We start from the raw sequence: 14,650 nt of genomic DNA, 5'->3' as shown, positions 1-14,650 counted from the left end.
ACACGCTACCGCCACACGCTACCGCCACACGCTACCGCCACACGCTACCGCCACACGCTACCGCCACACGCTACCGCCACACGCTACCGCTGCATTTCCAATCAGGCCTATCCCCACCATCCGGGTCTAAGCGCCGGATCAAACACCCGGTTCTATTCTCCAAATCACGTTCCAGCCCAGCTCTGCTTGTCCGATTCTTTCACTGGCAAGCCGGCGCGCTTTGGATTATAATGACTACCATATCCCGCATGTCGGACTACCAGCCGGCACACATAGCGGGGAGCCCCGGGAGGAGTCGGTCGCAATGTCGAACGCTTATGAAGGTACTTATTACGGAGAGAGAGCGATATGGCTGAAGTTCGGGCCGTACGAGGCAGCGCTGCTTCCCGAAGTTGGCGGCAATCTGGTCGCGTTTCGGGACGCGGAGAACGGGTACCGCTATTTGCGGGAGCCGGAGGCGGACGAGATGGAAGCGTTTAAACAAAGACCGATGGTGCATGGCATTCCGGTGCTGTTTCCGCCGAACCGGTACGAGGACGGCAACTTTCCTTGGAACGGACAAACGTACAAACTCCCCGTCACCGAGCCGGGCCGGAACAATCATATTCACGGCTTCTTCTACAATATCCCTTGGCAGGTGGACGATTACGGCGCCGATGATGGTTCCAGTTATGTAGTCGTTGCGCAACGGGTCGACGAATCACATCCGGCCTTTGCATATTTTCCTCATAAATTTACGATCAAAATCCGATATTCGCTTAGCAAGGACGGGCTCACCCAGGAGACCGGGGTGCGCAATGACGGCTTGCAGCCGATGCCGTGCACGCTTGGCTTCCATACGACGGTAAACGCTCCGTTCGCGCCGGGAAGCACGCCGGCCGATTGTTCGTTCCGGATGACGGTAGGCGAGCGGATCGAGCTGAATGAGCGGATGCTGCCGACTGGACGACTCTCGTCGCTGGATGCGGACGAGGAGAAGATGCGGGGTGCTGGCACGACGCCGTATTTCGCATCGCTCGACAACCATTATACGGCGGTCCTGCAAGGCGGTCGCAACGTCATGGAGCTGACCGATACCCGGCTGAACGTCAGGCTGGTTTACGAGGCAGGCTCGGCGTACAAGTTCTGGATGATCTATAACGGAGGCGGCCAAGGCGGTTTCTTCTGTCCGGAGCCTCAGACGGGGATGGTGAACGCGCCAAGCGCCCCATTTTCCGCCGAAGAGACCGGACTCGTTTCGCTCGCACCGGGAGAAGTGTGGCAGGAGACGAGCCGGATGTACGGCGAATCTTGCTGAACGTATACAGGCGCCACCTAGCAAGCCGTCCGGATCAAACCGGGCGGTTTTGCTTTCAACAAAGGGACTCGTCACGTTGGGCACGTTGGTTGTCGGCCGCTGTTCATGAAGAAAAAGAAGTCGTCCCCAAAGTGTTGGCATGACATAGAAACATTCTGATTTCCAAACGAAACGAAACGAAACGAAAGGACCTCGAGTTCCGCTGAAAGGCGGAGGCCTGAGGTCCTTTTCTCATGGAATACCGGTTCTAGATAGGGCTCGACTAATCGCTATATAACGATTGAAACAGCCCTTTCTTATTACGTCTGCGCACGTTCCAGCCGCATCAGGCGCGACCAAGCGCCGCGACAATTTCTTCCGCGGACGGGCTTCCTTTCCGGGCGAAAGCAATCTTCCCTTGCTTGTCGATCCCGTATACGACCCGCTGCTGGAGAAAAAGACCGAGCATCTTGCCGACCCCATACATTTTGCGGATGGAACCGCCTTCGTCGACGGCGATCGGAAAGTCCAGTCCGTGATTCGCCGCGAACTTCCGGTGAGCGTCCATCCCGGCCGGATTCACGCCGATAACGACTGCACCAATCGATTCGTACTGCTTCTTGCTGTCCCGGACCGCGCATAGCTGGGCGGTGCAACCCGGCGTTTCGTCCATCGGATAAAAAATAAGAACAACGGGCCGTTTGCCGATCAGCTCGCCCAACTTAATGGTTCCTTGCGTGCTCTCCGCCTCGAACAACGGGGCCGGTTCGCCTATTTGCAGCATATCGCTATCCCTCCGGTCTGGAAATGAACCCTTGCCTCTTCATTATACTACTCCCGTAATAAAACATGGGCAAGCAGATGAAGACGAGGACACCGTGGAGCCGAAAACGACGAAACGTGGTGCCCGTAATGCGATCGAGACGATGAAGGAAGGCGGCTCTTCCCATGAACCAATAAAAGGAATATAATAAACAAAAAAGTATGTAATATCGGAGAGGAGATTCCAGCATGAATGTAACCATACTGGCGGGGAGCAACAAGAAAGCGTCCACCAGTACGAAGCTGTGCCGGTATTTATCCAGGCTGCTTGAAGAGAAGGGATGCCGCGTCACTTTGTTCGATCTGTATGAGCTCCCCGTACCTCTGTTCACACCGGATGACCGGAATCCTCCTGACGAGAATTTGGCCGAACTGAAACAATCGATGCTGCAGGCCGATGCGATCGTACTAAGCACTCCCGATTATCACGGAGGAATATCCGGCGTCCTGAAAAATGCGATCGATCATCTCGGCTTCGACCATTTCGACAGCAAGGCAGTCTTGTCCGTAGCCTCGACCGGCGGAGCCGTAGGCGTCAGCCCGCTCCAGCAGCTGCAGGTGATCGTCAGGGGCGTTCACGGCGTCAATTGCCCCGAATGGATCTCGATCGGCGGAGACAACCGCCAGTTCGACGCCGAGGGCGAGCCGGTCAACCCGATGGTGAAGGAAAGAGCGATGAGAACAGTCGCCTATTTTTCTCCAGATGTCGCACGCGCTGCGCAACCGCTGACAAGACAAACGGACGAACGAAACAAACAAAGCCGCTTCCGTCACTGGAAGCGGCTTTTGTATGGGTGATGCACGTTTCCGCTAGGACTTCTTCCCGCGAAACTCCTTCATAAACAAGTAAGCGCCTGCAATCAGCAGCAATGCGCCGCCCAGAGCCGCATTTACCGTAAACAGGCCGTCCCACCAGCCGCCGAAAGCCGACAGCGAGCAGAAAAAGACGACAGCGCCGATAAAGCCGAGCATCAGATTGCCGCCGCTCGAGTTCGGATAAGCGTAGCCGGCATACGGGAAGCCGTGGCGAATCGCCCGGTTGATCGCATCGGTCTGATGAACCGCGTCGAAGACGTTGTAGAAATAAACGACCGGAATAAGCAGCGACAGCAAGGTGACGGGGAGCACGTTGTTTTGTACCGGGCCGTCGGCGAAAAAAACGATGGCAACGATGTCGAGAACGAGCAGCATCATGATGGACATGCCGCGGACGACGGCGCCGAGATACATTTGCCCGGTTCCCGGAATGAACATGGATAATACGGTGGCGACAAACTTGCTCTTCGGTTTTACCGGATCGATCGGGAACGAATAAGCTCCCGGTCCGCCTTGATAAGGGGGGACGTGCTGCTGGTGAGCCGGTCCTGATTCGAAATATCGGTCGTTCATGGATCGCTCCTTCTTTCCGTCTATGGGTTTGATACCAGCTTACCCGTACCGGCTTGCCGCGAAAACAGACTGGAGACGGTTTCCGGACTGGACTAAAGTCGGGCAGTGTTCGTGCAGCCAGCCCCCGGAAGCGACCGCAGACAAGCAATCCCGCTGCAACCCGGCGCGCAGCCAGCGCCTCGCTTACCGGTAATCGACTCCAGGCGTGTACGTGTTGCCCGCGTTCCAGAGCAAATATTCATGAACGCCGTTATCGTTCAGAGCGCGGATCTGCTCCTCCAGCTCGCGCTTGCCGTAACGGATATATCCTTTCACCCATGAGGCGGTAAAGTCCTGAATCCAGGGGCGGACAACAGGCTTAAGCTCCGCCAGCGGTTCGAGCTTCTTATTCGTATCGATCATGGCGCCGTTAATCGTAATGTACGGAGCGGCGTCCGGCACCTTGGAGCCGTACCATCCCGTGCTGTAATGGCTCGGATAGATCATGGGGGAGATCACATCGACGTACTTCGATATTTTCTCGAAGTCCTGCCCGATTCCTTCGGCGGCCGGTACGGAAGCGGCATAGCCGAAAATATCGACCGAGACGCGTACCCCGTGCGGAGCGAGCTGCTCGCGCGCATACCGGACAAAGTCGGCGACGGCGTCGATTCGCGTCCGCTCGTCCTTCGTATAGGTCAACTCATCGGCCCGTTTCTCGAACCCTTCGGGAAACCGCACATAGTCGAACTGGATCTCCTTAAAGCCTGCTTTGGCCGCTTCCTTGGCGACGGCGATGTTGTAGTCCCACACTTCCTTGCGGTACGGGTTGACGAAGCTGTCTCCCGGATTTTTGCCGTTCGTCCAGACCGTCCCGTCCGGGTTCTTAAACGACAGCTCCGGCTGCCGGTTCGCCAGCACCGTATCCTTGAAGACGACGACCCGTGCAATCGGGTAGATGTGATGTTCGTTAAGTTTGGCAATAAGTCCCGGCATATCGGAAATGATCTTTTTGGTCGTGTCCATCGCTTCCAACTGTTCGTTCCCGGTCGGATACGTAATATACCCGTAATCGTCCTTAATATCGATCACGAGGGAATTCAGCTCTGTCTCGTCGATCAGCTGGAGCAGCGTTTGCAGCCGCGCCCCTCCCGCGCTGTGCGCAGTGGCGTAGACGCCTTTGACAAGCGGAGCGTCCTGCTGCGGATCGGTCTTGCTGTATGCGCCGCCGGGCGGTGTCCCGGCTTGCGCGGCCGCGGCCGGCCGGGCCGAATCGACTGCGGCCTGCAGGAGCTGCTCGAGCTGGACGTCGTCCGGAGTGCCGGATGCATTGCCGCAGATCAGAAGCCACGCGGCCAGTAATAGTTCCATACCTCTTGTCTCCAATCCGAAAAATCCGATTTCTGGACCTTCATTATACGGGAACCCGCGAACGAATCCCAGAGGATTTTGTAGGATTATGTTGAAAGAAGACGGCTGAATCGATTAGGATTAGAGAGGCGTGTCCGGAGAGGCAGGCATTCATCGAAGGTGAGGACGGATGGAATCATGACTAGACAGCTATTCGCCGTAAAAGGGGTGCTGTTTTCTTTTTATGCCCTGCAGGCGGTATTGCTTCCCTATTTGCCGGTATATTTCGGAATGAAAGGTTATACGCCGGTGCAAATCGGGTGGCTCATGAATATCGGTCCGTTTGTAGCGATGTTTGCGCAGCCGGTATGGGGTTATTTAAGCGATAAATATAATACGATCAAGCGGATCATCGGCCTGTTATGGCTGTTTACGATACTGGCGAGCGTGGGGTTATTCCTGTCGGGAACGTTTGGACTGGCCTTTTGGTTTGTGATGCTGCTTTATTTCTTCATGTATCCTTCGATTCCGCTGCTCGACAGTTTGGCGATGAAATCGATTCGCGGGACGAAGCAGTCGTACGGAGCGGTGCGGTCGTGGGGCTCGGCGGGCTTCAGCATCGTGGCGATTTTGTCCGGCTATATGCTGGCCTGGATCGGCGGAATCGAGAAGATCGGTTATTTGTTCTGGGCGCTGTGGCTCGTTCCGTTCGCGCTGCTGATGTTTCTCAAGGAACGTGCGGGACAGGAGCAAGGAGCGAATGCGGATACGCGCATCCGGATTCAGGATATCGGCGTTCTGCTTCGCAACCGGATGTTTCTCTGGTTTCTGATCATGATCCTGATCGTCTCGATTCCGCACCGTCTGAACGACGTATGGTTTACGCTGTATCTGGCCGAACTGGGCGCTCCCGATACGTGGTTCGGCTTGGCGTGGGCGGTCGCTTCCATCAGCGAGACGCTGGCGTTCGCCTGGCTTGGCCGTCATCTCCATAAATATCACGAGCTGGCGGTGCTCGGCCTGACCTCGATTCTGTACGCCGCCCGCTGGGCGGCATATGCCTGGATCGACGATCCGTCCGTGCTGATCGCGCTTCAGGCGTCGCACAGCTTCACCTTCGCTTTGTTCTGGATGGCGACGATCCAATACGCCGTCCGTCTCGTGCCTTCGGAAATGGGCTCGACCGGACAAGCGATCGTCTCCGCCGTATTTCTCGGACTGGCGGGACTTCTGGGCGGGGTCATCGGAGGATGGTTCAAGCAGGAGTGGGGAGGCGGCAGCATGTATATGTTCGGGGCCGTCTTAAGCGCCATCGCCGCTATGCTCCTATATGCCACTCACCAGTACCGCCGCAGCCGGGGATGGAGCTGACGGTAGATCGGCGGCAACGCCAAAAAAGACGCCCTTTCAATGGAGCAGGGCGTCTTTTTGATATTCGGAAATGCTATACTTCACAATGTCCAACGCGTCGTCTTTCTCAAGTGCGTCGAATCCGTAACGGAGCACGATGTCCATGTCCAGTTCGGATGTTTTTAGGCAAGGATACATGTCAGGCGTTAATTTCATGACAATCCTGGATAATTTGACCGTTTCCATGAGCACCACACCTTTCCGCGTTTTTTCTCGAATCGGTCTTACGACGATCGGCCAAAAAAAACGAAAAGAGTACACGTTGCTGAGCGTTCATACCAGAACCTATGAAATTACAAGTCCATTATACCATAAGTCCATTCTCTTTGCGTTCTTTTTACAACATTTTCCTGAGTCCAAATTTACGGACCCGGTATTTTTTCATACTCACTGCAATTTGCGGAATTCTCCGATCACAGCAACCGTCTCGACGATGTTGACGAACGCCTTCGGGTCCGTTTCCTTAATAATTTTGCGCAGTTCGGCCAGCTCGTACCGGGTCGTCACCGTCATCAGCATCTCATGCTGGCTCTGGCTGTACGCGCCTTCGGTTTTGATCACGGTCACCCCGCGGGGAAGCGCGAGCAGCCGGCCGGCGATCTCTTTCCTTTTGCTCGTCACGATGAATGCGGTCACTTTAACATGACGGATATGAATCGTATCCACGACGAGGCCCGCTATGAAAATGGAGAGCATCGAGCATAACGCCAAGTCCCAGTTCAGCATAAAACCGAGCGCCAGCACGACGGTGCTGTTCAGGATGAATAGGATCATGCCGAGCGGATAGTCGCGCCGCCGGGTCAGGATCGAGCCGATGATATCGAATCCGCCCGAAGAGCCGCCTGTTCTAAGCGACAACCCCGAGCCAAGGCCGAGCAGGCTTCCGCCGAACACGGCTCCGATAATCGGATCGCTGTTAATGGATATGTCGGGGATCAGCTGCAAAAAGACGGTTGTTGCCAATACCGATACGATGCTCAGCACAATGAAACGTTTGCCGATGACGATCCAGCCCCAGATCAGCACAGGCAGGTTGATCAGAAAATATAACAGGCCGATGTTCCAGCCGGTAAAATAGCCGACCATCATCGAAATGCCCGACAAACCGCCGCTTAACAGCTGATGGGGAATCAGAAACAAATTGAAGCCGGCTGCGATAAGAAACGCTCCGAGCGTCATACGCAGCAAATCGTACAGATCGCGCAATCGAACCATAGCTAGTCCCTCCATACGATGTAGTGTTCCACAAGGTCGGCGGTTGCCATACTAAATAACGCCAACAAAGCGGTTCCATGGCTTCGATACGGATTTTGGCGCTTTGTGATCTGTTCCAAAAAAGCCCCGGGCTATTAGGCCCGAGGCTTGTAACTTATCTTTTTTTGCTGCTGAAGCTGCCGGAACGTTTGGAAGTGCTCGGCTTGCTCGACGATTTGGTCGATGGCGTCGAACCGTCGCTTTTGCGGACGCTGCCCGAATTGGAAGACGACCAGCTTCCTGAGCTTTTCGTGCTGGAGCTTCCGGTGCTTGTGCTTGGCTTGCTTGTGCTTGACGAGCCGCTTGCCGGAGGAGTCGTGGACGCAGAGCCCGATCCTTTGGAACTGAACGATCCTGTCCGGTCGGTCGTAGCCGGTTTCTTCTCGTCGGTCTTGGAGGATGACGAAGACGAAGACGGTTTGGCTGCGTTAGAGGTGCTGTATCCTTTGTACGGGTCCGGATATTTTTTGTAGCTGGAGCTCGACCAGTCGCCGCCGAGTATCGATTGGATAATAGCCGCGGTTACGAACCCTTCCAGGAAGGAGGAGTCGTAATGCTGCTTGGCATATTCGATCGAGTTGACCTCAATCAGCGTATTGTCCGGATGATCCGGGTTTTTCTGCAGATTGACGATGCGGTTGTCGTACATAAGAAACATTTGGTCCGGATCTTCTTTGCTCGTTTCCTGAGGTTTTTCCTGGTCCGCTATCTCTTTGGCTACCTCGGGAACCGTCTTGCCTTCGGCCTCGTACACTTTCGCCGTTGTTTTCCCTTTGCCGTCTACGCTTACGAGCGGGTACGAGTCTTTTACATAGTTGGCCGCATTGGCACATCCGGACAGCAGGGCGACGACGAGCAGCAAGCTAACCCAGGTCGTCCAGCGGTTCCAACGGATCATAGCTGTTCACTCCCGCCTTATGGTTTGGATTTCATGATCTTCACTTCGCCGGACGGGATGCGCGTTCCTTCCATGGCGACAAATTTACCGTCCTGCCACTGCAAAAAGAAATGCGAGCTGTTGTCGGCGAAATATTTCCAGATCAGCACCTGGTCGCCGTTGCGGAAATCGGTGTTGCCTTGCGTCAGCGTCCGGTCCGTGCGGTGATGCTCCAGATCGTACGTCATATTGCCGTCTACCTCAAGACGGGTCGGTACGTCGTTCGGGTCGTCCAGGCCGCCTTCGAGAAATTTGCACATGAAGCAGTCGTAGCTTCGCCCTTTCTCGACGAGCAGACAGTGGATGTCGCGGCCGCTTTGCAAATAATAAGCATACCGGTGAGGCGCGTATCCCGGATCGGCATAAGAGACTTTACCGGAGATGACGAATTCCTCCAGATCGACGTGCGCGATATCTCCCACCGACGCGCCTTCGAGCGGGTGAATATTCGACTGGGGCAGAGGCTGCGGTTCTTTATGGCTTCGGATCAGATTGCTGATTCGTTTAAAAATGGACATGGGATTCTCTCCTTTGATCGCGTTCGTTCGGTCGTGTGCCTGATTACTTAAACGGTAATACGACGCAAAGGGCGAAATGGTTTCGCGGAGAGAAAGCAAATCTCGACAATTCGCAGACCCTTGTAGGGATACGAAAGGATGATGAAGAGCATACTGGTTGAAAAAAGCTGGAAATGGCCTCTTCGCTTATGATATAATGCTATAGATATTCTTAAGTTCGGCTGCGAATGGATGAGTAGGCGATGGGAAGACCGCTCATACCTTTTTTCTGGTAAAGAGATCCGCATATGATCCCCGTATGAAACGGGTTAAGGGAAAGAGATACTAAACCATCGGATAGACAAAGTCGCGCTTAAGGGTAAATCAAAATTTCGAGGGATCTAGATACCCTAGGTAAAAAAGGAGTAGAAGCAATTTGAAATTGTTCAGCGAGTTTGGCTTGGACACTAAAGTACTGCGTGCTATTACAGAAATGGGATTTGAGGAGTCGACTCCGATTCAGGAGAAGACGATTCCGCTCGCCCTGGAAGGCAAAGACTTGATCGGTCAGGCGCAAACCGGTACGGGGAAAACGGCCGCATTCGGCATTCCGCTCGTGAGCCGTATCGATCCTCAAGAAGAAAAAATCGTCGCGCTCATCATGTGCCCGACGCGGGAGCTGGCCATTCAGGTAGCCGAGGAGATCAGCAAGCTCGGGCGGTTCAAAGGAATCCGCTCGCTGCCGATCTACGGAGGACAAGATATCGTGAAGCAGATCCGTGCGCTTAAGAAGAAGCCGCAGATCATTATCGGAACGCCGGGACGTCTTCTCGACCATATCAACCGGAAAACCATCAAGCTCGACAGCGTGAATACCGTCGTGCTCGACGAGGCCGATGAAATGCTCGATATGGGCTTTATGGACGACATCCAGTCGATCCTCCAGCTCGTTCCGTCGGATCGCCATACGATGCTGTTCTCGGCTACGATGCCGGAGAATATTAAACGGTTGGCGAAGCAGTTCCTTACGGAGCCGGAACACGTTTCGGTGATCCCGAAACAGGTCAGCGCACCGTTGATCGCCCAAGCGTATATCGAAGTACAGGAGAAGCAGAAGTTCGAAGCGCTTTGCCGCCTGCTCGATATGGAAGCTCCGGAGCTTGCGATTATTTTCGGCCGCACGAAGCGCCGGGTCGACGAGTTGTCCGAAGCGCTCCAGAAGCGCGGATATTCGGCGGAAGGTCTCCACGGGGACTTGTCGCAGAACCAGCGTGACAACGTTATGCGCAAATTCCGCGACGGCAGCATCGACGTTCTCGTTGCGACGGATGTCGCCGCTCGGGGACTTGACGTATCGGGTGTAACCCACGTTATCAACTTCGACCTGCCGCAAGATCCGGAAAGCTACGTTCACCGGATCGGCCGTACCGGACGGGCAGGGCGCGAAGGCGCAGCCTGGACGTTCGTTACTCCACGGGAGATCGACCATCTGCACTTTATCGAGCGCGTAACCCGTCACCGCATCGCCCGCAAGCCTTTGCCAAGCATGGCCGAAGCGATCGAGGGCAAGCAGCGCGTAACGGCAGAGCGCCTGATCGGAACGATTAACGACGATAACTACGCCGAATATAAGGCGAGCGCAATCCAACTGCTCGAGCAGTACGATTCCGTTCAACTGCTTGCAGCCGCAATGAAGCTCCTGACCGGCGACAAGAAGGAAATCGACATCGAGTTGACTCCGGAAGAGCCGCTCCGCGCCAAAAAACGCCGTCCGGATGTTCGCAACTCGGGCCGCAAAATGCCGGGCTCGTATGTGCGCGACGGGCAAGGCCAAGGCGGCTACCGCCGCAGCGGAGACCGTCCGTATTCCGGCAGTGGAGGCGGCTACGGAGACCGCGGACGCCGGGACAGCAGAGGCGGTTACGGCGGTGGTGGCTATAGCGGCGGCGGACGTGACGACCGCAGCTACCGCGACGGGGAGCGGGCGCCTCGCAAGTATGACGATGCGAACCGTAAACCGAAACCGACGAATTCCGATTTCGTGAACAACTGATAATTATAGGAAGGCCTGCCCGTAAAGGCGGGCCTTTTTTAACGCCGTGGACGTTATTTTTGCAATTTTTTTGCGAAATGGTACTGCCTCAGGTAACGTTGCCGGTTAAGAGCGGTTTGTACCTGTTATTTTGTCCGAAACCGGCTTGGACAGCGAAATAAGAGCGGTCTGTAGCTCTTATAATCTGTAAAAATGGTGCTGACCCAACCAATGGGTTGAAATAAGAGGCACAAACCGCCTTTATTCGCTTCTGTTTGCCCGATATAGCGGGAATAAAGGGTGCAAAAGACTGTGATTCGTTATGTGTTGCTTCCGCATTTGAGCCCAGCACAAAGGGGAACGCTTCCGGTCTATAGATAAGTGGCGCCTTCGCATGGCGTAAGATTCCGATGGCGCGATAGGGGGCGTCCACGACATCCTTTCGACGCTGCGCGGATTCAACGCCTATATGATCCTTTTATGCCCATTATGAATATACGACATGGTACAGGCTGCGTTCAGAAACTGATTTCAAGAGCCGGGAAGTATAGTTTTCTTTTCAGCGAAGCTGAACACGCTTCTGCTCGCGAGAAAAAGTTTTCTTACACGCAGAGTCATTCGTGCAGGATGATGCAGGGCGATAAGAGCGGACGAGCGGACCGGGCCGGGACCGGACGGTTCCTTCCCTTTTCGGAAATATGATAGTATTATTATAAGTATTGGACAAGGAGTCGAAGGGGGACGTCAGCTTGGAATTTCGCGGATTAATGGGTGGATTGTACCGGATATCGGAATGGATTATGCGGCTGTCTGTCATTAACGTGCTGTGGGTAATCTGTTCGGTTCCGTTTTTTTATTTGGTTTTGGCCGGTTTGATCGCGACGATGGAGACACCCGAATATTTGGGGCAAGCGCTCGTGATGGTAGCGATCGTTACGCCGTTTACATTATTCCCGGCTACGGCCGCCATGTTCGCGGTCGCCCGCAAATGGCTGACGGGAGATGCGGATGCGCCGCTGTTTAAAACGTTTTTCCGCAACTACAAAGAAAACTATTTGCAGAGCATGCTCGGCGGTTTGCTGTTTATATTGTTCGGGACGCTCCTTTACATCAACTATACGTTTTATTTAAGGCAGACCGGCTCGCTCAGCTTGCTGGCGATGCTGTTTATCGTTCTCGGCATGATCATGCTTGCGGCGATGTTCCACTTTTTCTCGATTATGGTTCATTTCCATATGAAGTTTTGGCAGATTATCAAAAATTGTATGCTCATCACGATCGGCAATCCGATCATGACGATTTTTTTGATGGTAGGCAACGGGGTTATTGTATATGTCAGTCTGTTCCAGTACACGTTCCTGATCCCGTTTTTTATGGGAAGCCTGATGGCTATCGTGTCGTTCTGGACGTTCCACCGGATCTTCGACAAGATGAAAACGGTGTCCGAGAAAAAGCTGCTCGAAGAGGAAGAGGCCGAGGCTGAAGCTCAGAAAGAGCTCAACAGCGCTTCCGAAGCCGATTCCGGCCTGTCCGGTACAAGCGACGCCAAGCCGCAGGACAAAAATAATCCATGATCTTAGGGGCTTCTTCATTGCCGAAGAAGTCCCGAGGTTTACTTTTCGCCCGGATGCGCCTATAATATTAGCTAGTAGCGGTAACCGCCTACGACCAACAAATCCTGCGATGTACGTTTCGATTTCCAACTTGTTTTGAACCAATGAGTGTTTCTAGGGAGTCCTATTATCGTTCGTCCGGCTGACATGCCCCCAAAAGGGGACTTCAAAAGGATGGCTGCGGACACCCACCTGCGAGAGCGGGTTTGAAACAGGGGAATCGGACGGCATATGCGGGTTTTTTGTTTGCTTATCACTCCCATATTATGGGATAATCTTCGTTCTAGAACGAAATAAGTATTAAACTCGCTTCTTTTTAACGAACAGCTGGCTTCCGTATCCGAGGGAGGCCAGTTTTGTTTTAAATGCCGGAACGTATAATGCGCCAGGATGAACAATGTGTCAGGATAACAATGAGCCAGAATGAACAATGTGTCAGAATGAACAATGCGCCAGAATGAACAATGTGCCAGAATGTACGAGGATTACACCGAAGCTGAACACGTGCCCGGAATACATTCCTGCTCGGCTGGATGAATCTTCCCGGAAGTAGTGGAAGTTTAAAGATTATCACAGGGGCATTCGTCGTGGAAAAGCTTCGTTTCATCAATTCCAAGCTTTTCTCAGAATGAATGGTTAAGTGCTTTACCGTGTTAGAGCCAAGATGAACCTGGAATTCAAGCTAAACCATGCTCTAACGGGCAGGACGCTATTTCGTTAATAAACCGTTTTTTAAACTGTTTCCCTCTGACTACGATTAGCAGATTTCGTTCGACTAATCCATGCAAGATTCGCCGGGTGGGACGATCGGAAAATCGAAGTCCTCCTTTCATCAAAACCAAAATCACAACCCAAAAGCCGCTCCAATACGGCATCCATAAACAGACGCGCGTATTAAAGCGGCTGTGCTTAACGCCGATTCAATAGGGTTAGAGTATAACCGGTTTTCCCGAATATGACAATTATGCCCTCCGTCTGCAAATAGAAAACAGACCGTCCGGGTGTTTACCTCGGACATTTTTTCTTTAAGGTTTTACCTACAAAATCCGGGCTTGCACCGTTTTGGCGTATTCGGTCGGGGTCATGTCCGTCGCCGACTTGAAGTGGCGGGAGAACGTATGGATGCTGCTGTAGCCGAGCCGTTCGGCGATTTCGGTGAAGTTGTACCGTTCCTCGCGGATGAGCAGCTTGGCTCGTTCGATTTTTAAGCTTTTGTATGTTTTCATAACGCCGGACCCCAGCTTTTCCTTAAAAAGCGCGCTAAGCCGAGATTGCCCGACATGAAGACGGGAACACAGCTCCTCCAGCGTAAGGCTGGCGGTGATTTGCTGCTCCATAGCTGCGATCGCCCGCTCCAACAAGTCGTCGTCGCTTCTTTCCTTGGCGGCCGAAGACAGTCGGGTCGACTTGGGGAGCGACTCCCCGCGCGCAGCCAGAGACAGCAGCAGCAGCTCCAGATGGATGCGCAGCAGCTGCTCCGATCCGAGCGGAGCGTCGTCGCGCCTCACCAGATCGTGAATCCGCAGCTGGTCGAACGGCGGCAAATACGTCGCGAAGCCGTGTTTGATCACGCTGGCCATGTAATTGCGCTCCTGATCGTTCAGGCAAAAAATTTTATTCTCAAACGCCGCCATCGAGGCGGAACGGCATTCGAAACAGACGACAATCACGTTCGGGCCGATTTTCCGGTTGGCCCAGACGGAATGAAATTCGTCCGGCTTGTGAAAGATAAGCTCCCCTTGCTGCAGCACGAAGCCGACCGAATCGGCCATCACTTCAATTTCCCCTTTATCGACGTACAGAAGCTCCCAGAAATCGTGCTGCTCTCCCTCGAAGAAGAAATCTTTGGCGAATTCGAAATAATGAAGCGAGATCAGGTGCGTGACGTTGATCGTATCGGTTAACGGTATTTTTTTGAATTCCATGCGGGCCCTCCATCAAGCGCCAGTTGAGCCGGAATAAGGCAAGACGCCCAGCCGGTCTTATCCCCATCATAGTAGATTACCCGGGAACCGGAAAGCCCGGAAGCGCAAGAAATGTTAAATAATTTGCTAGTTTCGGTAAAGATTTCGCTTGGACGATTCTATAGGA

General features: G+C 53.8%; 13 protein-coding genes and 1 other RNA gene. 6 read left to right on the top strand and 8 right to left on the bottom strand.

Annotated features, from left to right (window positions below):
- Positions 1-304 precede the first annotated feature (304 nt).
- On the top strand, positions 305-1,297 hold the full coding sequence (locus IDH45_RS26210) for an aldose 1-epimerase (RefSeq protein ID WP_190931103.1): 993 nt from the start codon (positions 305-307) through the stop codon (positions 1,295-1,297).
- Positions 1,298-1,622: 325 nt separating this feature from the next.
- On the opposite strand, the gene IDH45_RS26205 is transcribed toward IDH45_RS26210, so the two are convergent.
- Entirely contained in the window at positions 1,623-2,060 is a 438-nt protein-coding gene (locus tag IDH45_RS26205) for a peroxiredoxin (RefSeq protein WP_190931102.1), read from the bottom strand.
- Positions 2,061-2,287: 227 nt separating this feature from the next.
- Between IDH45_RS26205 and IDH45_RS26200 the strand changes: the two genes are divergently transcribed.
- The gene (locus IDH45_RS26200; protein ID WP_190931101.1) at positions 2,288-2,896 is read left to right on the top strand and encodes an NADPH-dependent FMN reductase; all 609 of its coding nucleotides are present in this window, start codon (positions 2,288-2,290) and stop codon (positions 2,894-2,896) included.
- Between the two features lie 12 nt (positions 2,897-2,908).
- Here IDH45_RS26200 and IDH45_RS26195 read toward each other — a convergent pair whose 3' ends face one another.
- A complete protein-coding gene (locus IDH45_RS26195; protein ID WP_190931100.1) occupies positions 2,909-3,487 on the bottom strand; it encodes a hypothetical protein in 579 nt (192 codons plus the stop codon).
- 183 nt (positions 3,488-3,670) lie between these two features.
- A complete protein-coding gene (locus IDH45_RS26190; protein ID WP_190931099.1) occupies positions 3,671-4,837 on the bottom strand; it encodes a putative glycoside hydrolase in 1,167 nt (388 codons plus the stop codon).
- Between the two features lie 177 nt (positions 4,838-5,014).
- Between IDH45_RS26190 and IDH45_RS26185 the strand changes: the two genes are divergently transcribed.
- Positions 5,015-6,187, top strand: coding sequence for an MFS transporter (locus IDH45_RS26185; RefSeq protein ID WP_190931098.1), 1,173 nt, complete (start codon positions 5,015-5,017; stop codon positions 6,185-6,187).
- A 36-nt stretch (positions 6,188-6,223) separates the two neighbouring features.
- Here the strand turns inward: IDH45_RS26185 and IDH45_RS26180 are convergent, their stop codons facing one another.
- The 4 genes from IDH45_RS26180 to IDH45_RS26165 all read right to left on the bottom strand — a co-directional run bounded on the left by IDH45_RS26180 (position 6,224) and on the right by IDH45_RS26165 (position 8,935).
- Positions 6,224-6,412 (bottom strand): hypothetical protein, encoded by a 189-nt coding sequence (locus tag IDH45_RS26180; RefSeq protein ID WP_190931097.1) that lies wholly within the window; start codon positions 6,410-6,412, stop codon positions 6,224-6,226.
- A gap of 201 nt (positions 6,413-6,613) precedes the next feature.
- Positions 6,614-7,441, bottom strand: coding sequence for a YitT family protein (locus tag IDH45_RS26175; protein ID WP_190931096.1), 828 nt, complete (start codon positions 7,439-7,441; stop codon positions 6,614-6,616).
- A 154-nt stretch (positions 7,442-7,595) separates the two neighbouring features.
- Positions 7,596-8,378, bottom strand: a complete 783-nt coding sequence (locus IDH45_RS26170; protein WP_190931095.1) for a DUF4247 domain-containing protein — start codon at positions 8,376-8,378, stop codon at positions 7,596-7,598.
- A gap of 17 nt (positions 8,379-8,395) precedes the next feature.
- Complete coding sequence (locus IDH45_RS26165) at positions 8,396-8,935, bottom strand: DUF4178 domain-containing protein (protein WP_190931094.1); 540 nt, start codon at positions 8,933-8,935, stop codon at positions 8,396-8,398.
- Positions 8,936-9,350: 415 nt separating this feature from the next.
- Here IDH45_RS26165 and IDH45_RS26160 point away from each other — a divergent pair, with 415 nt between their 5' ends.
- The 3 genes from IDH45_RS26160 to ssrS all read left to right on the top strand — a co-directional run bounded on the left by IDH45_RS26160 (position 9,351) and on the right by ssrS (position 12,803).
- Positions 9,351-10,967, top strand: a complete 1,617-nt coding sequence (locus IDH45_RS26160; RefSeq protein ID WP_190931093.1) for a DEAD/DEAH box helicase — start codon at positions 9,351-9,353, stop codon at positions 10,965-10,967.
- 728 nt (positions 10,968-11,695) lie between these two features.
- A complete protein-coding gene (locus IDH45_RS26155; protein ID WP_190931092.1) occupies positions 11,696-12,520 on the top strand; it encodes a YesL family protein in 825 nt (274 codons plus the stop codon).
- 98 nt (positions 12,521-12,618) lie between these two features.
- A non-coding RNA gene (ssrS, locus tag IDH45_RS26150) (6S RNA) lies at positions 12,619-12,803 on the top strand.
- Between the two features lie 793 nt (positions 12,804-13,596).
- Here the strand turns inward: ssrS and IDH45_RS26145 are convergent.
- The gene (locus IDH45_RS26145; RefSeq protein WP_190931091.1) at positions 13,597-14,484 is read right to left on the bottom strand and encodes an AraC family transcriptional regulator; all 888 of its coding nucleotides are present in this window, start codon (positions 14,482-14,484) and stop codon (positions 13,597-13,599) included.
- Between the last annotated feature and the right edge of the window lie 166 nt (positions 14,485-14,650).

This window comes from Paenibacillus oceani (assembly GCF_014705615.1).
Taxonomy (GTDB): Bacteria; Bacillota; Bacilli; order Paenibacillales; family NBRC-103111; genus Paenibacillus_AB; species Paenibacillus_AB oceani.
This window is presented reverse-complemented; position numbering and strand designations above follow the sequence as displayed.